Genomic DNA, 26,542 nt, shown 5'->3' with positions numbered 1-26,542 from the left:
CCCGCGAAATATCGCGATTGACTTGCACTACGCGCCGCGTGAGCTAGTCTGGAAGCGTGGCAGTGGCAACGCGGGCGATGCTGTTCCCGCGATTTTCCGTTCCGGCCACGTCCCGGGCACGCGATGCTGCCCGGTGCGCTTTTCTGCCACCTGCCTGTCATCTTCCTGGCCTTTACTGACCTGGTCGCCATGCCGCCCCAAGAAATGGGTACGGCGGCCAAGGCCGCAGGAGCATGCAATGGACAAGCCGGTCGTCACGCCCCAGCGCTTCGTTGAACTGATGAACGAACGCCTCACCAAGCACCCGCTGTTCCGCGAGGGCATGCGGGTCTATGCCATTCCGCAGCACAGCGACCATCCGCGCAGCCTGGTCTGCGTGGGCCCGCGCGGCACCGAATGCGTATGCGCCACCATCGAGAGCATCGTGCGCGGCGAATGCGAGGTCTTCCCCGACTTCGGACCGGACTGGCATCAACCGCCCAGAACCGCAACGCCGCCCGAAGTGCGGGCGCGCTGAACGAACGCGGCGCCGGCATGGCGCCGCTTGCATTTCAGACGTCGATCGCCGAATCCGACTTCACCTTGCGGCGCAGCTCGAACTTCTGGATCTTGCCGGTCGAGGTCTTGGGCAAGGGCCCGAAGTAGACCGCCTTGGGCACCTTGAAGCCCGCCAGCAGCGTGCGGCAATGCGCGATCAGTTCTTCCGCGGTGACGCTGGCGCCGTCCTTCAGTTCGACAAAGGCGCACGGCGTCTCGCCCCACTTGGCATCGGGCTGGGCCACCACCGCGGCGGCCAGCACTGCAGGATGGCGGTAGAGCGCGTCTTCGACTTCCACGCTGGAGATGTTCTCGCCGCCGGAAATGATGATGTCCTTGCTGCGGTCCTTGATCTTGATATAGCCGTCCGGCATGCACACGCCCAGGTCGCCGGTATGGAACCAGCCGCCGGCGAAGGCTTCGCGCGTGGCCTTTTCGTTCTTGAGGTAGCCCTTCATGCAGATATTGCCGCGGAACATGATCTCGCCGATGGTCTCGCCATCGGCCGGCACCGGCTGCATGGAATCGGGATCTAGCACCGCTACCTGCGACTGCAGGTGGTAGCGCACGCCCTGGCGCGCCTTCTTGACCGCACGGTCCTGCTCGGACAGCGTGCTCCAGTCGTCCTGCTCGGCGCAGACGGCGGCCGGGCCGTAGACCTCGGTCAGGCCGTAGACATGGGTCAGCTCGAAGCCCATCGCCTCCATCTGCGCCAGCACCGCGGCCGGCGGCGGCGCGCCGGCCACCATGCCGCGCACCGGGCCGCGCACGCCCTCGCGCCATGCAGCGGGGGCGTTGACCAGCGCGGTATGCACGATCGGCGCGGCGCAGTAGTGGGTCACGCCCTCGTCGCGCATCAGGTCGAACACCAGCTTGGGCTCGAACTTGCGCAGGCACACGTTGACGCCCGCGCGCGCCGCCACCGTCCACGGGAAACACCAGCCGTTGCAGTGGAACATCGGCAGCGTCCACAGGTAGACCGGATGCTTGGGCAGGTCCCACTCAAGGATGTTGGACACGGCGTTGATGGCCGCGCCGCGGTGATGGTAGACCACGCCCTTGGGGTCGCCGGTGGTGCCGGAGGTGTAGTTCAGCGCGATCGCGTCCCATTCGTCGGCGGGCATTTTCCAGGCGTACGCCGGGTCGCCGCCGGCGAGGAAGGCTTCGTAATCGGTGTCGCCGAACGGTGCCGCCTGCGGGCCCAGCACGTCGTGCACGGCAATCACCTTCAGCCCCGGCAGTTCCAGCGCCATCTGCCGCGCCAGGTCGGCAAACTCGCTATCGGCCAGCAGCACGCGCGCTTCGCCATGGCGCAGCATGAACAGCAGGTTGGCGGCGTCGAGGCGGATATTCAGCGCATTGAGCACGGCACCGGCCATCGGCACGCCGAAATGCGCTTCGACCATGGCCGGCGTATTGGGCAGCAGCGCGGCCACGGTATCGCCCTTGCCGACGCCGGCGCGTGCCAGCGCGCTGGCCAGGCGCCGCGCGCGCGCATACGTGTCACGCCAGTTCTGGCGCAGCGGGCCATGCACGATGGCCAGGCGCTCGCCATACACCTCGGCGGCGCGGACCAGGAAATCAATGGGAGTAAGCGGCACGAAATTGGCCGCGTTGCGGCCCAGGCCGCTGTCGAAATCGGTTGGCATTGCTAGTGTCTCCGCCTTGTCGGGGTCAACCCGGGTGTTTCGGGCGCTGTCTTTCGGGGCGCCTTGCGGCGCTGTCACTTTTTCCGGCACAAGGCTATCATCGCACACGCCGGCGCACTGTCGTCGAGACGACAAACCTGCCGCAAACCCGCGCCAGGCAAGGCTTACCCGATTCTTACAGGATGCGGCGCGACGCGCCCGTCCCTGCCATGAGCGAACCCGCAGACCCCACTTCCCTCCCCGCCCCGGCCCCCGCCGCGATCCTGGCCGGCCATGCCTGGTTCGGCGAACTCGCCCCCGCGCACCAGGCCCTTGCCGCGCGCGAAACCCTGCTGCAGTCGTTTGCCGCGGGCAGCTTCATCGCCCGGCGCGGCGAGCCATCGCGCCACTGGATCGGCGTGGACAGCGGCCTGATCAAGCTGGCGGTGTACACGCCCGATGGCCGCGGCTGCACCTTCTCCGGCGTGCCGGCCGGCGGCTGGTGCGGCGAAGGCAGCGTGATCAAGCGCGAAGACCGCCGCTATGACGTGATCGCGATCCGCGACTCGCAGGTGCTGCTGGTGCCCGAGCCGGTCTTCAACACACTGCTGGCGCAGAGCCTGCCGTTCGCCAGCTTTGTCGTGCGCCAGCTCAACGAGCGCATGGGCCAGTTCATCGCCACCGTGCAGAACGACCGCCTACTGGGGGCCGATGCGCGCGTGGCGCAAGCGATTGCCCAGCTGTTCCATCCGGACCTGTATCCGCGCACCAGCCCGGTACTGGAGTTGTCGCAGGAAGAAATCGGCCTGCTGACCGGGCTCTCGCGCCAGCGCGTCAACCAGGCGCTGCGCCGGCTGGCCGACGCGGGCATGGTGCATTTGTCGTACCAAAGCATCCGCGTGACCGACCTGCCACGGCTGCGCCACTTCGGGATGTCGGAGCTGTAACGCCTGTCACGCTGCCCCGGCACCGCCTGCCAACGAAAAAGCAGCGGCCTTGCGCCGCCCGCCGAATCCTGCGACAGTTACCCGCCGCACCGCCGCCAGCTTCCGGGTCGTCTTCCGCATGCCGCTTGTCAGCCGTCACCACGTCCGCTTTGCCCGCCTGCGCTTTCCGTTTGCCGTCCATGTGCAAGCGCTGCACGGCACGGCCAGCCTGCGCGACGCCAACGCGCGGCGCGAAGTGCGGCCCGGCGACCCGTTCGTGGTGCACGCCTTCGCCCACTTCGACTGCGACCTGCCCGGTACCTGGCAGCAACCCTGCGCCATCGTCCTGACCGCCGTGCCGGACAGCGACTGCCCGCGCCTGGCCGGCAAGCCCGCCGAGCGCCCGTGGTCGCGCCAGTTCGCCGGCCTGGTCTTTTCCCGCCCCGAGACCGACTGGAACGCCGAGCGCCTGGCAGCGCAATGGCAAGTGCCGGCGCGCCTGGTCCGCGCGCGACTCTTTGCCGAAGGCGAGGCGCTGCATCCGCTGCTGCGCGAACAACGCGCCGCGCATGCGCTGCATGCGCTGGCCAGCGCCGGCGGCGTGGTGCCCGCGCTGGACCAGCTGGCAGCGCATGCGGGCCTGCGTTCGGCCAGCGCACTGGCGCGCGGCTGGCACAATTGGTTCGGCATCGATGCCGCGCAGTTGCTCGACGATTGCCGGGCCGGGGGCCGGACCCTTGCGCCGCCGGCAACGTGGCCGGTGCTGGCGCGGGCGGCTGCCTGATTCCCCTGTCTGCGGCGGCAAACCCCAAGGCACGCAGCACGCGCTTTGTCAATCACCTCAACGCGGGTTGGGCACGCTGAACCATGTCATGCAGAATCGCGCCCGCAGGGCGGGTCAGCCTCCCTGTGGGCGGGGTCCTGCACGAGCCAGTGTTCCACCATGCAGCGCCCTGCCATCACATAAAAACCACAGAAAACAATCCAGGGATGAAAACAAAACATCTGTTTTTGACGGGTCTGGCGGCAGCCGTACTGACGGCGTGCGGAGGCGGCGGCGGAGACTCCACGTCCACGGCACCTGCCGCTACCAAGATCACCGGCACCGCGGCCGTGGGCGCGGCATTGGGCAATGCCACCGTGCAGGCCAAATGCGCAACGGGCACCGGCACTGCCACTACCGCCGCGGACGGCACCTTCACGCTCAGCATCGACGGCGCCACGCGCCCGTGCGTGCTCAGCGTCAAGACGCCTGACGGCACCACGCTGCATTCGGTGGTGGAAGCGGGCACCGGCGCCAGCGCCGTGGCAAATATCACGCCGCTGACCGAGCTGGTGACGGCATCGCTGGCGCAGGGCAGCACCACCGCGTTCTTCGACCAGTTCGACGCCAGCGCACAGGCCAAGCTCACTGCCAGCAGCCTGACCAGCGCCACCGAGGCGGTTCGCCTGGTGCTCACCGGCGTGGTCGACCTGGGCAGCGTCGACCCGCTCAAGGACCCGCTGGTGGCCGCCAACGGCGCCAATGCCGGCAACGCGCAGGACAAGCTGCTGGACCAGTTGGGCGATCGCCTGGAAGCGTCGAAGACGACGCTGGGTGAGCTGTCTTCGGCCGTGGCTTCCAATGCCGGTGCGGCGGCGGTCCAGACCGCGCTGCAGCCGGCAGCGGCCACCTGCGCCGGGCTGAAGACGGGCAAATACCATGTGATCGGACTGGGCTCCGCAGCGGCGGATGCCGGCGACCTCGACGCGGCCGCGCTGAAGCTGCAGGTCGGCAACGAAAGCGTTCCCTTCACCGCCGTCGCCAACGATGCCTGCCGCTTCACCGTGCCCGGCACAAACGGGGCCACCAACACCGTGATGGTCGCCAAGTCCGGCATCGCGCTGGCAGTGCCCCCGGCGGGCCCGATGAGCGATCTGCCCACCCTGCTGGTGCCCGCACAGGCCGTTGCCCTGGCCGACCTGGCTGGCGACTGGAACGGTCTCGGCATGGAACGCGACAACAGCGGAACCCCCTACGCATCGCGCCGCGTGACCTTCAGCATCGATGCTGCAGGCAAGCTGACCAAGGGTGCGGACTGCTCCGGCGTGGACAACTGCGAGGCATGGCTGCCTGACGAACTGCCGACGCTCAGCGCCAATGCCGACGGCAGCTTCAAGATCACCGACAGCCTCGGCTCGCAGCTTGCCTATGCATTCAAGGGCACCGATGGCCAGGTGACGGTCGTGATCACCCACGACGACGGCTTCATGATCGCCGCCAAGCAGGTGGTGCGCCCCCTGCCGGTGGTGGGCACGACCAACTCGTACTGGGACTCGGTCTTGTATAGCGGCCTGGAGCCCAGGCTGGAAGATGCCGGCACGTGGTCGACGGTGGTGACTTCGGTGGATGCGCAGACCGGCATCTATACCCGCAAACGCGTGGAAGACAACCGCCTGGACAGCTGGAAGATGAACAACCCGGCTAATGGCCTGCGCTACCGCACTCCCGCCAGCAATGTCTCCGAGATGATCTCGCTGGTCCCGGGCAATACCGGCCTGAGCCTGGGCATTTCCGTGACCGGATTGTTCTACGATATCTCGGTCAACCGTCCGTAACCGCGGCACAAGACGCCGGTCCGGGTGCTTTGCACCGGACCGGACCAGGCCGGCGCCGCCATGCGGTGCCGGCCTTTTTCTTTCTCGCCGGCAAAAAAATACCCACAGCCGGGTGGTAGTGGGTAGCAAAAGTGGTGCGGGCACGTCGCGGAACTGCCCACGGCTCGCATCTTTGCATCGCCTTTGCACGGCGCCAATAATCTTTCCGGACTAGTTGCGCCCCCACACCGGTTGCATGGACAAGCGCCAGCGATTCTTGTCCAATGGATCGCCCCTCGCACCCGCTCTCTTCAATGCCCCACGCCCGCCTGCTGCTGATCGACGACCATACCCTGTTCCGCACCGGCCTGCGCCTGGTGCTGGCCGACAGCCCGAGCGTGGCCCATATCATCGAGGCCGGCTCGGTCATGCAGGCGGTGCAGGACCACAGCGGCGCGGCGGTCGACATCGTGCTGCTCGACATCCAGATGCCCGGCCTGAACGGCATCGAGGGCGTCAAGGTCTTGCGCCGGCATTTCCCGGCGGCGCGCATCCTGATCGTGTCGGGCACGTCGGGACTGGAAATCATCCCGGCCGAGGTGCGGCGCGAGATTGCCGGCTTCCTGCCGAAGTCTGCGGACGCGCACGAGATCGAGGAAGCCATAGCGTGCTGCCTGGCCGGCGGCACGCATTTTTCCGGCGAGGCCAATGCCGGGGCAGCGCCCCAGGCGTCCTACGCTGCCAGCACGCTCACACCGCGCCAGCTGGAGGTGCTGCATCAACTGACGCTGGGCCGCTCGAACAAGGTCATTGCCTGGCATCTGGGCCTGTCGGAAAACACCGTGCGGGTCCATGTCGCGGCCATCCTCGATCATCTTGGCGTGGTCAGCCGCGTCGAAGCCATCCTGGAAGCGCAGCGGCGCGGGCTGGTGCAGGCGGTGCGATGAAAGCGATGCGATGACGGAGGAGACAACCACCCCGGCCGCCCCTGCTCGCAAGCCGCTGCGCTGGCTGCCCCGCTACGATGCCCCGCGCATCCTGGCGGCGCAGATGAGCCTGATCGACCAGAGCTTCGGCTGCGCAATGGCGGGCTGTTCGCTGGCAGCGATCATCCTGGCAGCGGGCCTGAGCCTGAACGGAGACCGCCCCGGTGCCCTGCCCTGGGCCGGCGCGATGGTCCTGGTTTGCGCCGTCGCGTATTTCGGGCGGCTGCGGCTACCCGCGCGGCTGAGCGAGGCCGGCGCGGCGCGCTATGCGCGTGGCATGACCGCGATGCTCGCGCTGATCGGCGCGCTGTGGGGACTGGTGGCGTGGCTGTACCTGGACGTGCGCATGCCGGCGGTGGTGATCTGCATCCTGTCGCTGATCGCGGGCATGAGTGCGGCCGCGCTCGCGGTGTTCTCGGCATGCCTGCCGGTAGCCATCGGTTTCTTCGTGCCGGCGATCGTGCCGGTCTGGATCGCGTTCATGGCCACCGGCGATATCGAATACCTGCCGATGTTCCTTGCCACGCCGCTGTACCTGGGCGTGCTGCTGGTCTTCGCGCGCAACTATGCGCACGTGGCGCGGCAATCGATCGCGCTGCGCTTCGAGAACGTGGAACTGATCGCGCAGCTGCGCGAACAGACTGCGCGCGCCGAGGCCGCGCAGCATGCGGCGGAAGAAGCCAGCCGCGCCAAATCGGTGTTCCTGGCCTCTGCCAGCCATGACCTGCGCCAGCCGCTGCACGCGATGGGGCTGTTCCTGGTATCGCTGGGCCGCACCTGGCTGGACGATCGCCAGCGCCAGCTGCTGGCGCATATCGAAGCGTCTTCCGGCGCCGCGCGCGAGATGCTGAACTCGCTGCTGGATTTCTCCAAGCTCGAGGCCGGCGTGATCACGCCCCGCGCCCGTGCGTTCCGGCTGCAGCCGCTGCTGCACAAGCTGGAAAACGAGTTCGCGCCGCAGGCCGAGGCGCGCGGGCTGGTGTACCGCACGCGCGATACCACCGTCACCATCCATGGCGATCCCACGCTGGTCGAACTGGTGCTGCGCAACCTGATTGCCAATGCCATCCGCTATACGCAGCGAGGCGGCGTGCTGGTGGCCTGCCGCAGGCGCGGCGCGCGCGCGGCGATCGAAGTCTGGGACACCGGCATCGGCATCCCCGCCGCCCAGCACCGCGACATCTTTCGGGAATTCCACCAGCTGGGCAATCCCGAGCGCGACCAGCGCAAGGGGCTTGGGTTGGGACTGGCCATTGTCGAGGGCCTGGCGCGGACGATGCAGACGCGCGTCACGCTTGCTTCCCGCCCCGGGCGGGGATCGGTGTTTCGCTTCAGCATGCCGCAGACATGCGAGGCCCCGGAAGACCTTGCGCGCCCGCCGTCAGCGCGCGCACTCGATGGGCTGCAGGTGCTGGTAATCGACGATGACGAGGCCATCCGCAGCGCGATGTCCGAACTGCTGTCGGCATGGCGCTGCGAGTGCCGCGCCGTCGAATCCGAAGAACAGGCACTGGCGGCGCTGGCCGCGTTCACGCCGGGGCTGGTGCTGGCGGATTACCGCCTGCGCGGACACCGCACCGGACAGCAGGCGCTGGACGCGATCCGGCAGCGGCTGGGGCGCCATGTGCCGGCCATCATCATCACTGGGGATACCGCTGCGGACCGCCTGCGCACTGCGCACGCGACCGGCACCGCACTGCTGCACAAGCCAGTGGTGCCGCAGGAACTGCAGACGGCCATCGACACCCTGATGCGGGGCTTCCCGCAGCAGGTCGAACGCGCTGAAGACCGCGAGGCGGCGGTAGCGAAGTGAACCACGCCCCGGTCACGCCGGGGCCGCAGCCTTCAACCGCCCGAATGCAGCGGCGACAGCGAATAGGCCAGCACCAGTCCCGCCACGATCGCCGGAGATCCCAGCCGGATCGCCGTGCTGCGGGACAGTACGCCCAGATACACGTACAAACACACCAGCACCATCGCAGTCACATACAGCAGGCTGTCATAGACTTGCATGGACGTCTCCCTTGCCATTGTTCTTATTGCTCTACTTCGGTGGGCTGCCGACGGGGCAAGATGCGTGGGGTATTGCGGAACTGCGTGGGGGCGCTCCGTCGACAGCGTGCTATGGCTGTCTGTTGCAAGGATAGTCCGCACTTCGGCGGCGCGTGGCAATTATGGAAATCCCTTTGCGGCGCCGCACCAGCGGCGGTGCAGGCCGGCTCAATCGGCCGGCACCATCTCGGGATTCCATGCGATTTCCCACAGATGCCCGTCAGGATCATGGAAATAGCCGGCATATCCGCCCCAGAAGGTATCCTGTGCCGGCTTGACCACGCTGGCACCCGCAGCCAGTGCCTGCGCCATCACCGCATCGACTTCGGCCTTGTCCGCGACGTTATGGGCCAGCGAGAAATCGGTCAGCGCGCGCGACGTTACCTGCAGTCCGGCGTCATGCGCCAGGCTGGCGCGCGGCCATAGCGCCAGCTTGAGCCCGGCCTGCAGGTCAAAGAACGCCACCGCGCCGTGCTCGAATTGCTCGCCGACAATACCCGCGGTAGGCAAACCAAGTCCGTCGCGATAGAAGCGCACCGCACGCTGCAGATCATCGACACCCAGCGTGATCAGCGTAATCCTTGGTTTCATGGCTGCCCCTTATGTATTGATCGTCGCCTAGCGCTGCCCAAACGCCGCGCCGGCGAACAGGTCCTTCAGCTCGCGCGGCTGCGAGCGCCAGTATTGCTTCGGCGCCTGCACGCTCGCACCGAGGCGCGCCGCCGCATGCCAGGGCCAGCGGGGGTCATACAGCATGGCACGCGCCAGCGATACCGCGTCGGCCTCCTGATTGGCGATGATGGCTTCGGCCTGTTCCGGCTCGGTGATGAGGCCCACAGCAATCGTCGGCAGGCCCACCTCCGCTTTCACCCGCTGCGCGTAGGGCACCTGGTAGCCGGGCCCGAGCTTGATCGCCTGCTGCGGCGAGACCCCGCCGGTGGTCACGTGGATCGCCGCGCAACCGCGCGCCTTCAGCGCCTTCGACAAGGCGACTGTGCCTTCGATATCCCATCCGCCCGGCACCCAATCCGTCGCCGAGATACGCATCCACACTGGCCGCTCCGACGGGAACGCCTCGCGCACCGCGTCGAAGACTTCAATCGGGAAGCGCATGCGGTTCTCCAGGCTGCCGCCGTATTCGTCGTCCCGATGGTTGGCCAGCGGCGACAGGAACTGGTGCAGCAGATAGCCATGCGCGGCGTGGATCTCGATCCCATCCAGCCCCAGCCGCGCCGCGCGCCTTGCCGCGGCGACAAAGTCATCGCGCACCTTGTCCATGCCGGCACGGTCCAGCGCAACGGGCGCGACTTCCTCGGCGCCGTGCGGCACCGCTGAAGGTGCCACCGTATGCCAGCCACCGGCCGCATCGGGGGCAATCTGCTGACCGCCATCCCACGGCGCCTGGCTCGATGCCTTGCGGCCTGCGTGTCCCAGCTGGATCGCGAGCGCAATCGGCGAATGCGCGCGCATGGCGTGAATCACCCGACCCAGCGCCGCTTCGTTGTCGTCCGAATACAAGCCCAGGTCATGCGGCGTGATCCGCGCTTCCGCCGACACCGCCGTGGCCTCGACGATCAGCATGCCCGCGCCCGACAGCGCCAGCGAGCCCAGGTGGATCATGTGCCAGTCGCCCGCATTGCCGTCGTGCGCGGAGTACTGGCACATTGGCGCGATGGTGATGCGATTGGCAAGGGTCAGGCCGCCGATGGCGAGCGGCTCGAACAGGTGGCTCATGCGTGGTACTCCTTTGGGGGGAATCTGGCTGTCCTGGCTGACAAGAATCCTGATTCTAGGCCGATGCCGGCGTGGCTGCAGGCGATGCTCACCGTGCCCCCAGCCCTAGAGCATTGATCGCTTAGTGGGCAGGTTTTGCATCGTCCGCGTATGGAACGGTATTGAGCAGTCGATACAAAAGGCGAGGGCGTGCGGGGAACGGCCCAACTTACAGGGTCTCAAGAGCCCAATGTTGGAGCCCTGGCCGCTACTTCCTTGCCAAAGAACCTGGAGATCGGAGCGGAGCTCCAACCGTTGCTCTTGAAAAAGGCGCCAACTTCACTCTGATGTGAGACTCTGCTCAGTTCGAAATGCCCTTTGTCTGGCCAAAAGGCCCGGTTGGCTCTCGGCCAGGCGCGAGTTGTACGTCCGGTCCTCTCAAAGGATAGTCCGGGTGCCACAGTGCATACATGGTGACGAACACCTTAACTTCCCCGTTCCTGAGGAAGTGGACGGCAACGTCTCCAATATCGTCATAGCGCGGTACGGGCACAACGCGTTCTTGATAATTTTCGTCGTATTCATCCGTCCAACCCACTGTCGCGGTTAATCCTGGTTTCCATGGCTGGGGGACAGGCACACAGCAGGCGAATTTCCCACCGCCCTCATGGGCTGCAATAAATCCGCCCCCACGGCCGTTCACGCTGAAGTGACCAATATCCCGCGCAGTATGGTTGTATCCCACAACATTGACACCGACCTCATGCGAGCCACAGGCGGCAAGCATTGACATCGTCAGGACCAGGCCTAGGGTGCGCCATTTGAGTATGAACAGATCAGTTGAAAACCTCGCCGCGCGCCATCGGTCCGTGTATGCGTCTTTGGATAGCAGAGCAGCCATCCGAAACCTCTTTGTCAGCATATCTCCCACCACGTAGTTATTGGATGCCATCAAAGAACAGTCCCACCAGTCTGTGGTCGTTGCCGAGGCGAGCCGGCGGAAGCTCGGTGACCAGACCGCGGGCCTGCCGGGCCCATCCAGTCCCGACGAATCGAGCCACAACGGCGTCTGGTGACCGCTGCTCTCGACAGACCACTCAGCCGTCAACGCGGTCGCGGTCTTGGAATATCCACAGCGAACATCACGCGTAGCGGCATTAAAGCTGAGTCCATACCAGCCGGGCTGAAACGCACTCATTGTCGCTCCTTCGGGTACAAGGGCAGTTGTTCTGGCGGAAGTAATGGAGGGTCATCGGGATTTTCCTGGAGCACACGGTGCGCCTAGCGCGAACGAGCACGGGCTTCGGCCTCGCTTGCAGCCCCGCGCCACGGCTCGAAATGGAAGTCCGGGGGCTTAACTGGGTAGTCGGGACCGGGATAGTCGGGATGGCCCGCGCCCTTACTCGAGATGATTAGCCTCACGTTTCCATTCGGTAGAAAATGGACGTTAACGTTCCCCGGCTTGTCGTATTTCTCGATTGGCACAATAGCCTCGTGCCACGTCTCCTCAGCCTCCGCGCCCGTCGCATTCGGATCCGAACTTGAGATGGTCCACCGGACCTTGACAGACAAGCCTTGATGCCACTTCCTTGGGTAGGTAACGCAACAAACAAAACCTCCCCCTCCGCCATATGCGAAGGAATTGCCTCCCCACGCATCGTCGATATAGAACTGATGAATATAGTCAGGCGTATGATTGTAGGCAGTTATGCTGGACGCAGCCATGTCATCCTCCAATCCCTCGCTCTTGCTGCAGGCGCCAACCAGCATGCTTAATGCTGCCAGGGCAATCGCCATTATTATTATCGGAGGACCATGCCTGGAATGCTCCCGTGCAGATGTCAGCATCAATGACTCCACAAAAAAACGCCCTGACCACGACACTACTGGATGCCGGCCAACTCCGGCATCGGCGGAGTTGTCGGCCGCAAGCGGATGCTCTTGAGCAAGGCGTCCAGCCGCGGGCGGGACTGGTCGTAGGGTGGCGCGTCCTTAGTCAGTTTGGGGTACGAGGCGCGGGATGCCGACTCCATCACCACCTCAATGGTCGGCAAGATCTGCGAGCCAGCCCATCCGGCGTATCCGGTGTACACGTGATAGCCTTCGCGCGGTGGCTGGCCGGGACGTTTGACTTCCACCACGATGCCGCCCTGCTCTGAAGTCAGTGCGCCGATCTTGGCGGGACGAGGGCCTAGACGCTGCTTCACCGTTGTGTCTTCGGGCAAATGGCTGAGCAGCCCAGTGGCCGAGCGGCCGGCCGCATTCAGTATCGTCGTTTCCGATGCCTCACCGCCTGGAATTACGGCTACGCTGAGGGTGTAGATGACTGCAGGACTATCGGCCAACCGGAAGGAGGTGGAGATCTTGTTGCCATAAGTGCCGTCGTCGCGCAAGAACGCATAGGGCAGGCAGAAGCCTCGGTCCTTTGGAATTTCGTAAAGGTCTCGGGGTTGAAGTTGACCGACTAGTTTGCGAAGGGCATTCTCGGCGACTTGCCATTGAGCTTCTGTGGGCTCTTCGAACTGCGGGATGTTCCCTTTCAACATCGACTCAAAGGCGATCAAATGCTTACCCAGTACTAGGGCACCGCGCAGATAAGAAGCCCCTCCTCGACGCTGATCGTGACGCAGCGCCACGCTGTTCGCTCTTCCAAGGTCGATCGCTTTCTGGTAGCGGTCAGCTTTGATTTCCGCAATGTCTTTCTCAAGCCTTGCTCTCTCCTCTGCAACATGCTCCCTTATACCTGGACCAAGAAGTTCCGGCCGCTCTTTGTACATGTCCTCGGTCTTCTTTTGTTGCTCGAGTGCGCTCAACAATCCACTCAACGACGCCGCATTCATGCGCGCCCTATAGTCTAGAAATTTCTCGCGCAACTCACGTGTTACCGGGCCGTAGACAGAAAATGTGGTGAGCAATTCTTTAGTCTCAATTTCGATACGCCCCTTTCCTGTTCCATTTTCAAAGTACTGAACCAGGTTATCGAAAGTATCTTGATGACTTGCCTTATAAGGAATTGCCCACTCAAATCGCACACTACCCGGCACATCGAACATCAGTCGCCCAAAGCACTCCACTCGGCTATTTTCAGGGCTCACGTATCCCGGCGCTTTTGCTGCCAGCTTATCCTCATTGCTGGGGCTGGGAATCTCCACACGACTGCCAGAGCGATTTGCACTAAACGTGGTTTTCGTTTCTTGCGCTTGCCCCTGCTGCCCGCAGGCGCTTAATGCCATCGCAGCACTGAAAGCGGCTATACAATGTGATCTATGCATTAGAATTCTGTTTTTCACCGGTGTCCCTCGTGCTTATACGCTGACTCTTTCTGAGCCTGACGAAGGTAGCGCTGCTGTTTGCTGCGCCTTGCCACCTTCCGCTTGTGGGTCAGCATTAGCCAGTGTAGTCAAATTCATCTTGGAGTCGTTGTTCTCCCCTAACGTCCACAAGATGGGGAACGCAGCAATGAAACCGAAAATACCGATTGGAGTTTTCTCAGCTAGCAGCTTGTTGGCATCCCAAGTAAAACTTTCGTCGCGCGGTTGCGGCCTACGCCAAAAACGCTCATTAAAATCGGCGCCGCCTCCCCTGACGTCCCGCTGGACGTCGTCGATCTGGCTTCATTTGAGGGGACTTATAGATCTGTGTAGGTGGCACTCCCAGGATGCCAAGTTGCGCGGCATATTTCTGGTACCCCGGCGAGCCTTTGAGGTCCATCAATGCATGCATCGGTCCCGAAACAGGGGCACCGCCGTCCGCCTCCTCGTTCCCGATCATCGTACTCCCATGAGCGGACTGAAAAAACTGGCCCTCAATATAGATGAAATGCGACGCGCCTTCGATATTCTTCAGCATTGCGCTCAGGCAACTGCTTTCCGCAACGCTCGGCGTAGTCTTTTCCGCCTCTCCGGCAGCTTCGGCGACCCGCATTTTCTTCGGGGCGCTTCGGAGGACCTGGACCCAGCATGACCCCGGCTGAGTCTTGGATCGGACAGGCCGGTGTGCAGCTCCGATGCGGGGTGCCTTGAGGCGGGCCGTGATGCCGAGTTGCCTAAGCAGCGCGTCGACCGTTCTGCCATCGCTGCGCTAGTACTGCAGGGCCACGCCATTCCAGCGCCGTACGAAATTGCGGCTCAGGTCATAGAACGCATGAGCGAACGTCGAGTACAGGAAAGGGACCGATGGTCACGAGCTCGGATTTTGTGTAGCCGTTTGCACAGCGCCATCCGTTCCGGACGGCGGTGCGCGGGCACGTCCAGAGCGTCTTCTTGCCGGTAAGCACAACGTCGAAGTTAACTGGGACCAAAGGGTAGAACCATTTAAAGATCAGGAAAGCGCTTTTGATCACCCAACTACTGGATGCCGACCAACTCCGGCATCGGCGGAGTAGTCGGCCGCAGACGGATGCTCTTGAGCAAGGCATCCAGCCGTGGGCGCGCCTGCTCATAGGGTGGTGCGTCCATCGTCAGCTTCGGGTACGAAGCGCGGGCTGCCGACTCCATCACCACCTCGATGGTCGGCAAGATCTGCGAGCCGGCCCATCCTGCGTATCCTGTGTAGACGTGATAGCCTTCGCGCGGCGGCTGGCCCAGACGCTTAGCTTCCACCACAATTCCTCCCTGCTCTGAGGTCAATGCCCCGATCTTGGCCGGACGAGGACCGATACGCTGTTTCACCGTAGTGTTTTCGGGCAATTGGCTGAGCAACCCGGTGGCCGAGCGACCAGTGGCGTTTAGAAGCGTGGTTTCAGATGCACCACCTCCAGGGATGGCGGCGACACTAAGCGTGTAGATGACTGCTGGGCTATCTGCCAGGCGGAAGGATGTGGAAATTTTATTGCCATAGGTACCGTCGTCGCGCAGGAACACATAGGGCAGACAGAAGCCTGGTTCCTTCGGGATCTCGTAGAGGTCGCGCGGTTGGAGTTGGCTAATCAGCTCGCGCAGGGCATTCTCGGCGATTTGCCATTGATCTTCTGTGGGCTCAACATAGTTTTCAAAACCTCTCAACATCGACTGGAAGGCAACAATGTGATTGCCCAACACAATTGCGCCGCGAAAATATGGCTTGGCGGCTTTAAGGTTGGCTCGAAACGCTGCACTATTGGGGCGGCGTAGGTCGATCACCTTTCGATGTTGACCAGACTTGATATCTGCAAGCTCTTTTTCGAGCCTTGCTCTTTCCTCAGCCACATGCTCCTTGATCCCGGGTTCGAGGAGCTCAGGTCTCCGCTTATACATGTCTTCTGTTTCCTTCTGCAGCTCCAGGGCACGTCGCAGCCCGCTGAGCGCAGCGGTATTCATTTCCTCCCTATAATTCAAAAACTCTTCACGTAACTTTGGGCTCAAGGGGCCATATACCGCGAATACAGTATTCAATTGCTTGGATTCTATTTGAATCCTCCCCTTACCAGTGCCATTATCAAAATGCTGAAAAATCCCCTCGAAAGATCCGTTTTTACTGGTCTCAGACGAGATAGCCCATTCCAATGACATCTTCTTGGAGGTGTCAAACATCAATCTACCTAGGCATTCCGACCTATGACCTGCCGGCTTGACATACGTGGGCGCCAAGGCTGTTAGTCGGTCTTCACGGCTGGGATTCGGTATCTCCACACGCTTGCCAAAGCGGTCTATACCTGATGTAATCTTCGGCTCGCCAGCCTGACCGCTTTGACTGCATACTGGCAATGCCATAACAGCACAAAGGCAAGCTATTCTGCTCAAGATCTGCTTTGGTGTTCTTCTGTCCATCAATAAATTTCCTAACTCTAACTTACGTGCTGGCATTATCCGATTTGGGAAGAGCTACCGCCGCGGTCTGCCGGACGCGATCCGTCTTTTTTTCCAAGTCCACATTCGCCAATGTAGTTAAATTCATCTTGGAATCGTTGTTTTCGCCAAGCGTCCATAGGACTGGCAAGGCAACAATAAATCCTCGAATCCCCGTCGGCCTTTGCTCCGGCAAACGCTGCTTGGCATCCCAAGTGAAGCTCTCATCGCGCGGTTGTTCCGGGCGCCAAAACCGCTCATTAAATGGCATGTAGCCTTTAAGTATGCCTTCGTCACTATCCCACGTGGCCCATATTGAACTGCGGCTTCGAGGTTTGGGGAGATACGAAAAGGCCTTTGCGTATGCCTCAGCATTTGCGGTGGACAAGGTTTTGATCGCTTGCCAAGTGTCTCGGTTAGCAGGCGCTTCAAGTATGGCTGGTGTGTCGAGTTTTCCGGCTGGCGCAGCACCACCCATCAATCCGAAGTGCTTCCTCCATAATGCCTTACGCAACTCTCTCGCGAGCGTTCCGACCGCTTGCGTATGTTGGCCGTCTAGCTGCGCAGATGCTGGTTTGTCATCATGAATAATGACAGCCAATTCCGAGTCTCGGTCTCCAAGCTGGCTTCGGTCATTGATATTTGCACTGCCAAGAACCACTACGCGATCATCAGCGATTAATAACTTGCTGTGGACGTATATCTGTTCGGTCACAGGCCTATTGTTCAATACGTCCCAATTACGCAAGTTGAGCAGTGTCAGGTACTGCTCCCATTCGATCTGCCGAATCTGTTCATCGAGCACGGTAGGCTTTACCTCATTTGCCAACTCTCTTGCCCTCTTCAGCTCCATCTTCCGCTCACGCACATACTTCATCGCCAACAACGCCCGCCGAACCCGGTTCACCAGACTATGGCTTCCAAACACCAGCGACTGCATCGTCAGATGCTGTTGCGTCATGATGTTGATCGTGTCCAGTGTCCCTTCCGGATGCACAGGGAGCACCATGTAGACATGGAACGGCTTGCCATCGTAGATCGCACGTGTAATACGATCACCCAACGCCTTGCAAATCGGGTTCTTCAGGGACTTCTGGGAAGGCCCCAGAGCACTAAATCCGGCAATCTGCGCTTGCGTGGCCATGACCCGCTTCAGGTCATTGACAAAATCGGCGCCGCCTCCCCTGACGTCCCGCTGGACGTCGTCGATCTGGCTCCATTTGAGGGACTTATAGATCTGTGCAGGTGGCACTCCCAGGATGCCAAGTTGCGCGGCATATTTCTGGTACCCCGGCGAGCCTTTGACGTCCAACAACGCATGCATCGGCCCTGAAACAGGAGCACCACCGCCCGCCTCTTCCTCTCCGATCACCGTGCTCCCATAATCGGACTGAAAGAACTGCCCCTCGATATAGATGAAATGCGACGCGCCTTCGATGTTCTTCAGCATTGCGCTCAGGCAGCTGCTTTCCGCAACGCTCGGCGTAGTCTTTTCCGCCTCTCCGGCAGCTTCGGCGACGCGCATTTTCTTCGGGGCGCTTCGGAGGACCTGGACCCAGCATGACCCCGGCTGAGTCTTGGATCGGACAGGCCGGTGTGCAGCTCCGATGCGGGGCGCCTTGAGGCGGGCCGTGATGCCGAGTTGCCTAAGCAGCGCGTCGACTGTCCTGCCATCGCTGCGCTCGTACTGCAGGGCCACGCCGTTCCAGCGCCGTACGAAATTGCGGCTCAGGTCATAGACCGATGGTCCTTCGATACGGCAATGCACGTCATGCCATGGCATGCGGGGCTGTACGCTGCTGTCAGGACACTTTCCGCCGGCCGGCAAGAGTTTGCCGAGCTTCTCCAGGTTCGCATAGCACTGCTTGCGCTGGCTGCCTTCCGCCTGCAGGGCCAGCACCAGGCGCATGACAAAGGCCTGGATCGTATCGGCTGTATTCTGCAGCAGGCTCGGCGGCAAGCTATCAAGGGTAGCGCCATTCAGCCATGCCATCAGTGCGGTGGTTGCATCCGCCAGTTGCGCGCCGCCGTATTCGCGCAATTTCTCCACCTTGGTCTGCAGCGTTGCGCCCAGTTGCTGATAGGCCCACTGGCTTGCATTGGCTGCGGTTTCCTGGGCTGCGTCGATGACCTTGTCCTGGGCTTTGCGCACGAATTCCGGTACGACGTCGCTAGTTACCCACCAGTCGGAGAACTGCTTGTTGGCGTCCTTGACCTTGTCGCTTACCGCGGAATACGCATCCATCGCACCTGCCAGCGGCTTCATTGGTGCGGAAAGCAGGAATTGCGCGGCGCGACCGGCCTTGTTGTCGAAGCAAGCCGCCACCAGTTCGGCGCGTGTCAGGTATGCGGTTTGTTCTACGCTGCTGAGGCTATGAATCGGAGGCACGCAACTGTTATAGAACTCGCTGCCCTGCCGTCCCTCGGCCTTGAGCGAATATTTGCCATCGTCGCGCCTGCCATAGGCAAGATCGATGCCGCCCACAAACGCAACTTTGTTGTCAATAACCACCAGCTTCTGGTGATGCGAGAAGGCAATGCCCAAGGCGCCAGGCTGATCACACTGCGACACTGCCGGCAAGACGAAGGCCCGGGGTGTCGGCAGCCCGGCGTTGAGTTGAATCACAGTTAACGCGGTTTCGAGGTCTCCCGTGTCGACACCAACCTTGGGAGACATCCAGGGCATTACGTAGACGCTGGCCCCATTCCGGACGGCGGTGCGCAGGCAGGTCCAGAGCGTCTTCTTGCCGGTAAGCACAACGTCGAAGTTCACTTGCCAGCCGGTGATGAACACGCTGGACTGTGCGCCTTCTATCGCCTTGGCAACGTTGTCGAAGTACTCTGTGCCCGTGACAAAGAACTGCACCGCGTTGCCCTTCAAGGGCTCGGAGAAGACGTCCTTGCCGTGCACGAAGCAGCCGGGCGCAGAGGTCGCGGTCTTTGCGGCCTTCTGGTCTTCACCAAGGATCTGATACACCTGCTTGTCTGGCGCACCCATAGCTTCTAATTTACTGAGTTTTCTTGTAGATCTGATTGGACGATCCCGCGGCGAGCGCATCGCGGGCATAGCGTAGCCGTTGCTGCGTATTGTCGTCCGACATAGATTGCGGTAGTCCACCACTGAAGTCACCGGCATTGAGAGCGTGGCGTGCTGCCTCCGCATCCGTCCAAGTCGGATCCTGCTCGGCAACGTGAACACGTACGGTCTGGCCGGGATACACCAGCCAGGTGTTGGCTGGACTGGCGCAATAGGCGCGCGCCAGGGCTTCCTGCTGGGCCTGGCTGAGTACCACGTTACCATCCACATCGGTAACGCCATGCGCCACCAGTTCGTCGTCAGCCACCATGCCGAGTCCCAGTGGCGCTTCGCCAACGGCGATCTTCCAGGGCGCGTGAGCCAGCGCGTGCCCGCCTTCGCCCGGGGTATTTGCCAGGCGCATGCGGAATTCCATGGGCTTGTACGGCATCGGCGCTTGCGGAAACTCGGGGAGCGGGTAGGCACTATTCACCGGCCCTTCAAACTTCCTCTGCGCCGCCTTATAAGTAATCGCCCCCGGACACTCCACCGTAATATTCCCGCCCTCGATCAATATCGATGCCCCGCCCGCCGTCGCAATCCGAATCCGCTTCGCCGCGGCAAAATCCACATTCATATTGGCCGACACCACGGTCAAATCATCCCGTGCCGCCAGCTTCAGCAGATCATGCTGCGCCTGGATATCGATATCATCCTGCCCCGCCGTCAGCTGCAGTCCGATGTTGTTCTCCCCCGCTCCTGAAAGGCCCGCCGCCACGCCGATCGCCTGCCCGGCGTGCACGCGCGCCTGGCCGGCAACCGCGACGTTGCTGTCCTGGCCGCTGGCCAGGACCACGCTTTCGCCGTTGGCAATCTGCAGGTCCTGGCCTGCAACCATCGTCAGCCCGGCGCGGCCGTTCAGGTGGACCATGGCCGCGGCCTGGTGCGGTACCTTGCCGGTGGTCGTGGTGTTGCCGCTGGACGCATCGGCTTTCGCCGCTTCCAGCGCTTGACCGTCAACCATGCCGGAGGCAGCCTTGGTTTGCTTCGGCAACGGCGCTTCGTCATCCTTGCCGGTCGACAGCGCCTGGGTCTGGTGCGTGGCCGCGCCCTGGCTCAGGGTCTTGACGAGGTCGCCGGCCTGGCGCAGCAGCGCGATGCCGGCGGCGTTGTCGCCGGTGGGCAGTGCGCGGCCGGTGGCGGCGTCACGGTAGGTGGTCAGCAACAGGCCGGCCTGGCCCCGTACGGCGGCGTGGCCGTCGGTGCGCAGTTCGAAGCCCTGGCCGCGGAAGTTGCCGCGGCGGTTGTCCTGCTGGTGGATCAGGTGGCCAAGATTGAGCTGGGTCGATTGCAGCGTGGTGGCCAGTTGCGTGCGCAGCTGGCTGTCGCTGTCGTCCAGCACAAGTTGGTTATAGCCCTTGCCACCATGTTCCTGGCTTTTGAAACCCGTCAGCGCGGCCGGATTGCGGTGGCCGTCGGGCTGCGCGCCCAGGCCGTGCCAGGCGGGGCTGTTACCGCCGGCGAGGTTGCCTTGCGCGCTGGGTGCGCTGTCGGTGCCCTGCGCGTACAGGGACTGATTGTCGCTGCCCGCCGCCGCGCTCTTGCCGCCCGGCGTGGGCGCGTGGCCCGCTTCGCCCTGGCCGTTGTACAGCGCGCCGATGACGAATGGCTGGTCGATGTCGTCGTCGGCGAACTTGACCAGCACTTCCTGGCCGATGCGCGGCAGCCACTGCCAGCCCATGCCGGCGCCGGCCTGGCGCTGTGCGACCCGGATCCAGCGGCTGCTGCGGTCGTCGGCGCGATCGCCGCGTTGCCAGTGGAAGCGCACGCGAATCTCGCCGGCGGGGCTGGCGTGGTGTTCGGCGTTGCCCTCGGCCTGGGACTGGCCATCGGGGCCGACGACGATGGCGCTATGCACGCCCAGCGGGGTGGGCCGGCTGTAAAGACGCGGGCAATCGACGTCAAGCGCGCAGGCGCGCCATGGACGGCGTGCGTCGATGGCACGGAAGATGGCGGCGTAGCCTTGTTCGCGTGCCGCTGCCTGCAGCGCTTGCGTCGGGGCCAGCCGCACTGGCTCCAGATCTGGCAGCACGCCCAGCAGCCCGGGCGTTGCCACCGGGGCGTCCGGCGCTGGCGGCGGGGCGTCGAAGCACAAGGCCGCCTCGAGCGGCCCCATGCGATCGGCCAGCGCGGCGCGCGTGTCGGCAGCCAGGTTGTTGATGCCGCAGTGTTCCGCCGCATCGAGCAGCAGCGGATATCCTGCCGCATCGTCTTCCTGCAGCGGCAGGTGCGGGCAGCCGGTCACGGTCAGCCGGGTGCCGCTGCGCAGCGTGCGCACGGACGCACGCCCGGTGAACAGCAGCGCGCGGGCTTCGACGGCTTCGATCACCTGCTCGGCGACGCGCTGCGCGCTCGCCGCGTCCGGCGCCAACGACAGGCTGACGGACAGGTACGGGTCCGGGCTGACCGCCCGGCCGGCGTTGCCGACGTAGCGTGCCGGCGCGTGGCCGCGGATGGCCCGCTTGGCCTCCGGGTCCCATGCCGTCACGGCCACGCCGCCAACGGTGGAGCGGGTCTCGCACGCCAGCTGTTGGATGGCATCGGCCGATTCCTGGCTGTGCGCGCGATGGAAGCGGATACCGCCGCCCGCCGCGGATTCCTCGTCTTCCGGCAATTGCGCGCTGTCGGCAAAAATCACCACGGCATGCCCGCTGGGCGCTTCCTCGTCCTCCACGACGGTATAGCCCAGGCCGGCCTCGGCCAGCAGGCGCGACAGGAAGTGGTAGTCAGTCTCGCGGAACTGCGCGACATGGGAGCGCTCGCCGATGGCGGCGATGCGCGCCTCGGCGCCGGCCGCGTAGCGCCATTGCGCGTGCGGCGCATACGGCTGCAGCACGGTCTCGATGATGCTGTCGAGCTTGCGGTTCTGGAACACCTGGCTGTTGCGCTGCTGCGTCGTCAGCCACAGCCACGGCACCACGGTCAGGCGATAGCGCGCCAGGCTGCCGTCGGCGCCCAGCTTCTCGGCCTGCCGGACCAGGCCGCTGCGGCGCGACTGGCCGCCGCCGGCGAGCGTGGTCAGCAGCGTCACGCGCTGGCCAAGCAGGCTGTCCAGCGCGATATCGGCGTTAGCGCTGACCGCCACGATGCGCGACTCGGCCAGCGCGGAGACGCCTTCGCGCCCGATCCAGGCTTCGACGGCGAGCTCGCCCAGCGCGCCTTCACCTTCCAGCGCGTACAGGCGGTGAGCCGCGCTGAAAAGATGTTGGTAAAGAGTGGTTACATCCATTCGCTGTCCGTTGGTGCAGCCGCAACTGCTTCAGGGGCCCGACATGCTCACCGGGCTACCGTTGCCGGCGCCGGCCTTGGCTTGCAAGCACGGTGTGGCGCATGCCGGCCCGCCACGCCGATGATCAGAACTGGGATTAAACCGTCGCCTGGTTCAGTTGCGCGCCTTGGCGGTAGACCGCGTGCTGGGCGCTGCAGTGCTGATCGGCTTGCCCTCAGGCTGCGACAGCAGTGCCGCCAGGACTTCGGCATCCGGGTCGGCCGCCGTGGAAGGCGACTTGCGACGCGTTGTTTTCGACTTTGCCGGGGTACTGGTCTTGGCGACGGCCTTTTTGTCCTTGCTGTTCGCTGCCGTACTCGTGGCGCTCCTTTCCACGGTCGTGGCCGTCTTCGACGTTGCTGTCTTTTTGGTATTTTTGCTGACTTCAGCAGTCTTCGGCCTGGCCGCGGCTGGCTGGCTACCGAGAGAGGTCAGCGCGGCCAGCGTGGTCGCGCCCGCGACAGCGCCTGCCGCACCTGCGGCTGCCGCGCCGTCGACCTTGCCGAGCCGATCCAGGGCGGGATCGCTGCTATCGGCATCGACGATGGTTGCCGCCTGCGGCTGGGCATCCCCGGCAACCAATTGGGCCGACTCCTGGGACGCGGCGGCAGCGGCCGGCGCCGATGCCTGCCCGTTGCCGGCCAGCGTCGTGCCGCCAGACGCTGTATCAGCACCCGGCTGTGCGGGGGCTGCCGGATTGCCTGCCCGAATCGATGCGGGCGGGTCGGCGCCCGGATCCAGCCACAGCCAACCGGCCACGGCCGCCACGGCAACAGCAACCAGGCCCGCACCCAGGTAACGACCAGCCGGCTTGCGCGCCGGGGCCTTGGCGGCCATCGGCACCCGCCCTTCCAGGCTGGCCAGGATGCGGGTCTGCCCGGCTGCGCCGGCGTCAGGCTCGCTGCCGAACAGCGTTGGCGGCCCTGACGGCTTCACATCGTCGCTATTGCTCATCTGTCATCAAGAAAATTGAAATAAAATGCGCGGCGGACGCTACCGGCCGGATTTACAATTACCGGCCCGTTGTGTCATATATGGCAGATTCGATCATTTTGGCCTTAGACTTCCGGATTCTACGGCTGGCCTCGTCGAAAGACAAACCCGATACGCGGGACGTCACCCCGGATTGAGATCTCATCGAATACAGATGTAAAAAATACTGAATATGCTCGGCACCCTTGCGGAGGCTTCGCCGCACGGGGCGCAGCCCAGCCCGGTCACGCAGGTAAGCATGGTCTTTGTCGCACTGGTCCTCTATTTCGTGTTGATGGTTGCCGCTGCTGCCGTGCTGCTGCTTCCGGCAGTACGGCAGCGCTGCTTTGCCGTGGCGCGCTCGCATTGGCGCCGCCTGAGCACCAGTGCGGCGTCGGCGGGTTCGCAATCGGCCAGCTCGATCCGCCACTCGGTCGGCAACGCGACCACCACGCTCGCTTCCGCCAGGGACTTCCTGGCCAAGCGTCGTGCCTTGGTGCTGGCCGCCGCGGGCGTGGTGACGCTGCCGCCGGTACTGGCGCTGGCGCTGCGTCACCGGCAGGTCTTCCAGTTCGAGGACGATGACGGCGTACGCGAGCCGGACCCGCAGATCGCCGCGCTGCTCAACGGCGAGCGGCTGGTGCCGCCGCCACCGCTGCCACCGGAGGTCTTCACCACGCGCGAAGTGGAGTTGATCCGCCCGGCGATCCGCGAGGCCAGCCGGGATTGGGAACAACTGGATGCCGATTTCAGGCAGCGGCTGCTGCTGGTCTACAAGATCATGCGCGACGAGCACGGTTACGAAATGGCGCTGCTGGAGGGCTACCGCAGCCCGGAACGGCAGGCCAGGCTGGCCGCGATGGGCAGCCATGTGACGCAGGCCGGCGCGTACCACAGCTACCACCAGTTCGGGCTGGCCGCGGACAGCGCCTTCTACCGCGACGGCAAGCTGGTGATCAGCGAGAAAGACCCCTGGGCCATGCGCGGCTACGAGCTGTATGGCCGTGCCGCCGAGTCGGCAGGGCTGGTCTGGGGCGGGCGCTGGAAGATGATGGACCTGGGGCACGTCGAACTGCGTCGCCCGGGTGTGCTGGGCAAGCGCCCGGCACAGCAATAAGGGCACGATCGCCCCGCGTGGCGGGGCTGGCAGGTACACGGATACAGGACCGGCAGCGGCTAGCCGGCGCAATACGGGGAGAGCGTAGTGGCACGTCCTTTCATTCTGCTGGGCGACAAGACCGACCACGGCGGCGTGGTGATCACCGCATCGGGCAACACCAGCACCAACGGCAAGGGCATTGCCTGCGTGGGCGATCGTGTCACCTGCCCTCGCTCCGGCCATGGCGGCACCACCGTCATTGTCACCGGCGACCCCAACGTGATCATCGATGGCCGCGCCGCGGCGCGGCACGGCGACAAGACCGCTTGCGGCGCGACCTTGCTGTCCAGCCAGGGCGTGACCGGCAGCGAATGAAGTCCCGGCAGCGAACGGCCGTTTCAAACGCGCTGCTGCCGCTACTCGATACGAAACCATGCTTCCAAGACTGATCAAGTCCACGCTGATCCTGTTCGCGGTGTTCGCCGTGGTGTGGGTCGCGACCATTGCCTGGTGGCAGTCCATCAACCGGATGCCGACCACCACGGACATCGTCACGCACCTGGTGCTGATGCCGGCCGGCATGGTGGCCGCCTACCTGGTCATCAAGCGCGCCCTGGACGGGATCCGCACCAATGTTGCGGCCGCCAGCCAGGCGCCCCCGACCCCGGCATCCGGGGCCGCCAGCGATGCTGCGGACGGCGCGCACCCCGAGTCCGGCGATCCGACCCGTACCTGGCGCGCGGCGTTGCTTGCCACCGCCGTGCGCGCGCCTGCCGGCAATGCGCCCGACACGCTGGCGGAAGCCGCCAAGGCAGGCAACCGGCCGGGCCTGGTTGCGCTGGATGGCTTGCCTGCGCCGGTCTTTGCTGCCCAGGTCGAGTCGCTCGATATCGACAGCCTGCGCACCGAATTCGCGGCCCGCACGCCGGATCTTGCCTGGGATGACGAGGCGCTGCGCGCGCTGGCGCTGGCGGGCGAGGTAACCGACGAGCTCGCCATGCAGGCAGCGATTTACGCGCCGGCCGGCTTCGACATGGCCGTGCCGGAAAGCGCCGCGCCGCTGGTGGCCACCATGCTGCTGCCGCGCGGCTGGCCGGAAAGCCGCCAGGCCGCCGCTGGCGACTGGCTGCGCGAGCGCTTGTCCCAATACTGGCCAGCCGCGCGGCTCACGCTCGAAGCCACGGCCGCACGCGGCGACGGCGACGCGTTGCTGCTGCTGGACCGCGCCACCCAGGCCGTGAATCGCCCGGTCGACGGCGTGCCGGCGCTGCGCATGCTGGTAGCCGCCGATTCGCTGATCGGGGCCAATACCGTCGAGGCGCTGGAACAGGAAGACCAGTTGTTCAGTGCGCGCTGCCCGCATGGCCGGACACCGGGCGAGGCTGCCGCCGGCGTGCTGCTGGGCGCGCACCAAGGTGCGACGGGCACCGCGGAAACAGGCACTGACGGGACTGCGGACGCGGCGGCCGATAGCGCCCCGATCCTGATTACGCGCACAGCGATGGCCCGCCTGGACGCGCCCACGGCAGACCGCGGCCTGCCGCAGCTGGAAGCGCTGGCGCAGGCTGTCAGCCAGGCCATCGAGACCATTGCCGGCAAGGCCGAACCCGCGCCGGAAGGCGAAGCCGCCACCGCGGGGCAAGCCGACGCGGCCCCCGCCGCAGTGGCCACCATCGTCACGGACACCGGCGTTCATCCCGTGCGCACCGTCGAGGTCGCCCAGGTGGTCAGCACCCGTTTCCCGTCGCTGGACCCTGTAGCCGACCTGCTGGCGCTGGGCTTGCCGTGCGGCTATGCCGGCGCTGCCGGCGCGCTGCTGCCGGTGGTGGTGGCCCATCACCTGGCGCTCGATGGCGGCCGCCCCGTGCTGGCGCTGAGCGCCGGCGACGCGCAGCAGCGCGGCGCCGTCGCAATCCTGCCGGCCTGATCCCGCCAGACCTGTC

21 protein-coding genes are annotated in these 26,542 nt (G+C 64.3%); 10 read left to right on the top strand and 11 right to left on the bottom strand.

Annotation, left to right across the window (positions count from 1 at the left end):
- Nucleotides 1-238: 238 nt before the first annotated feature.
- Nucleotides 239-517, top strand: a complete 279-nt coding sequence (locus CBM2594_RS19845) for a hypothetical protein (RefSeq protein WP_116358502.1) — start codon at nt 239-241, stop codon at nt 515-517.
- 34 nt (nt 518-551) lie between these two features.
- On the opposite strand, the gene CBM2594_RS19840 is transcribed toward CBM2594_RS19845, so the two are convergent.
- Nucleotides 552-2,186 carry an acyl-CoA synthetase gene (locus tag CBM2594_RS19840; RefSeq protein ID WP_116358501.1) on the bottom strand — a complete coding sequence of 545 codons (1,635 nt, stop codon included), beginning with the start codon at nt 2,184-2,186 and terminating at the stop codon, nt 552-554.
- 209 nt (nt 2,187-2,395) lie between these two features.
- Between CBM2594_RS19840 and CBM2594_RS19835 the strand changes: the two genes are divergently transcribed.
- The 5 genes from CBM2594_RS19835 (at nt 2,396) to CBM2594_RS19815 (ending at nt 8,467) form a co-directional block, all read left to right on the top strand.
- Entirely contained in the window at nt 2,396-3,112 is a 717-nt protein-coding gene (locus CBM2594_RS19835) for a Crp/Fnr family transcriptional regulator (protein ID WP_116359698.1), read from the top strand.
- Between the two features lie 118 nt (nt 3,113-3,230).
- Nucleotides 3,231-3,875, top strand: coding sequence for an AraC family transcriptional regulator (locus CBM2594_RS19830; protein WP_116358500.1), 645 nt, complete (start codon nt 3,231-3,233; stop codon nt 3,873-3,875).
- A 206-nt stretch (nt 3,876-4,081) separates the two neighbouring features.
- Entirely contained in the window at nt 4,082-5,689 is a 1,608-nt protein-coding gene (locus tag CBM2594_RS19825) for a hypothetical protein (RefSeq protein ID WP_116358499.1), read from the top strand.
- 293 nt (nt 5,690-5,982) lie between these two features.
- Complete coding sequence (locus tag CBM2594_RS19820; protein ID WP_116358498.1) at nt 5,983-6,615, top strand: response regulator; 633 nt, start codon at nt 5,983-5,985, stop codon at nt 6,613-6,615.
- 10 nt (nt 6,616-6,625) lie between these two features.
- Nucleotides 6,626-8,467, top strand: coding sequence for an ATP-binding response regulator (locus CBM2594_RS19815; RefSeq protein WP_116358497.1), 1,842 nt, complete (start codon nt 6,626-6,628; stop codon nt 8,465-8,467).
- A gap of 32 nt (nt 8,468-8,499) precedes the next feature.
- Here CBM2594_RS19815 and CBM2594_RS19810 read toward each other — a convergent pair whose 3' ends face one another.
- The 6 genes from CBM2594_RS19810 to CBM2594_RS19785 form a co-directional block, all read right to left on the bottom strand.
- Nucleotides 8,500-8,667 carry a hypothetical protein gene (locus CBM2594_RS19810; protein ID WP_010812488.1) on the bottom strand — a complete coding sequence of 56 codons (168 nt, stop codon included), beginning with the start codon at nt 8,665-8,667 and terminating at the stop codon, nt 8,500-8,502.
- Nucleotides 8,668-8,874: 207 nt separating this feature from the next.
- The gene (locus tag CBM2594_RS19805) at nt 8,875-9,297 is read right to left on the bottom strand and encodes a VOC family protein (protein WP_116358496.1); all 423 of its coding nucleotides are present in this window, start codon (nt 9,295-9,297) and stop codon (nt 8,875-8,877) included.
- 27 nt (nt 9,298-9,324) lie between these two features.
- A complete protein-coding gene (locus tag CBM2594_RS19800; RefSeq protein WP_116358495.1) occupies nt 9,325-10,440 on the bottom strand; it encodes an NADH:flavin oxidoreductase/NADH oxidase in 1,116 nt (371 codons plus the stop codon).
- 340 nt (nt 10,441-10,780) lie between these two features.
- Nucleotides 10,781-11,617, bottom strand: a complete 837-nt coding sequence (locus tag CBM2594_RS26880; RefSeq protein ID WP_232346688.1) for a DUF3304 domain-containing protein — start codon at nt 11,615-11,617, stop codon at nt 10,781-10,783.
- 83 nt (nt 11,618-11,700) lie between these two features.
- Nucleotides 11,701-12,267, bottom strand: a complete 567-nt coding sequence (locus CBM2594_RS19790; RefSeq protein ID WP_116358494.1) for a DUF3304 domain-containing protein — start codon at nt 12,265-12,267, stop codon at nt 11,701-11,703.
- Nucleotides 12,268-12,302: 35 nt separating this feature from the next.
- Nucleotides 12,303-13,652: a T6SS immunity protein Tli4 family protein gene (locus CBM2594_RS19785; protein WP_232346687.1), complete on the bottom strand. Its 1,350-nt coding sequence runs from the start codon at nt 13,650-13,652 to the stop codon at nt 12,303-12,305.
- A 547-nt stretch (nt 13,653-14,199) separates the two neighbouring features.
- On the opposite strand from CBM2594_RS19785, the gene CBM2594_RS19780 reads away from it, so the two are divergent.
- On the top strand, nt 14,200-14,382 hold the full coding sequence (locus CBM2594_RS19780) for a hypothetical protein (protein WP_198048176.1): 183 nt from the start codon (nt 14,200-14,202) through the stop codon (nt 14,380-14,382).
- Nucleotides 14,383-14,765: 383 nt separating this feature from the next.
- Here CBM2594_RS19780 and CBM2594_RS19775 read toward each other — a convergent pair whose 3' ends face one another.
- The 4 genes from CBM2594_RS19775 to CBM2594_RS19760 form a co-directional block, all read right to left on the bottom strand.
- On the bottom strand, nt 14,766-15,929 hold the full coding sequence (locus CBM2594_RS19775; protein WP_232346686.1) for a T6SS immunity protein Tli4 family protein: 1,164 nt from the start codon (nt 15,927-15,929) through the stop codon (nt 14,766-14,768).
- Between the two features lie 259 nt (nt 15,930-16,188).
- Nucleotides 16,189-19,182, bottom strand: coding sequence for a phospholipase D-like domain-containing protein (locus CBM2594_RS19770; protein WP_116358491.1), 2,994 nt, complete (start codon nt 19,180-19,182; stop codon nt 16,189-16,191).
- Between the two features lie 10 nt (nt 19,183-19,192).
- Nucleotides 19,193-22,489, bottom strand: a complete 3,297-nt coding sequence (locus CBM2594_RS19765; protein WP_116358490.1) for a type VI secretion system Vgr family protein — start codon at nt 22,487-22,489, stop codon at nt 19,193-19,195.
- Nucleotides 22,490-22,642: 153 nt separating this feature from the next.
- Complete coding sequence (locus CBM2594_RS19760; protein WP_116358489.1) at nt 22,643-23,482, bottom strand: hypothetical protein; 840 nt, start codon at nt 23,480-23,482, stop codon at nt 22,643-22,645.
- 277 nt (nt 23,483-23,759) lie between these two features.
- On the opposite strand from CBM2594_RS19760, the gene CBM2594_RS19755 reads away from it, so the two are divergent.
- From CBM2594_RS19755 to CBM2594_RS19745, 3 genes are all read left to right on the top strand, one after another.
- The gene (locus CBM2594_RS19755; RefSeq protein ID WP_116359696.1) at nt 23,760-24,617 is read left to right on the top strand and encodes a M15 family metallopeptidase; all 858 of its coding nucleotides are present in this window, start codon (nt 23,760-23,762) and stop codon (nt 24,615-24,617) included.
- Nucleotides 24,618-24,704: 87 nt separating this feature from the next.
- On the top strand, nt 24,705-24,974 hold the full coding sequence (locus tag CBM2594_RS19750; protein WP_116325407.1) for a PAAR domain-containing protein: 270 nt from the start codon (nt 24,705-24,707) through the stop codon (nt 24,972-24,974).
- Between the two features lie 58 nt (nt 24,975-25,032).
- On the top strand, nt 25,033-26,526 hold the full coding sequence (locus CBM2594_RS19745; protein ID WP_116358488.1) for a hypothetical protein: 1,494 nt from the start codon (nt 25,033-25,035) through the stop codon (nt 26,524-26,526).
- The last annotated feature ends 16 nt before the right edge of the window (nt 26,527-26,542 follow it).

Source organism: Cupriavidus taiwanensis (assembly GCF_900249755.1).
Lineage (GTDB): Bacteria > Pseudomonadota > Gammaproteobacteria > Burkholderiales > Burkholderiaceae > Cupriavidus > Cupriavidus taiwanensis_D.
This window is presented reverse-complemented; position numbering and strand designations above follow the sequence as displayed.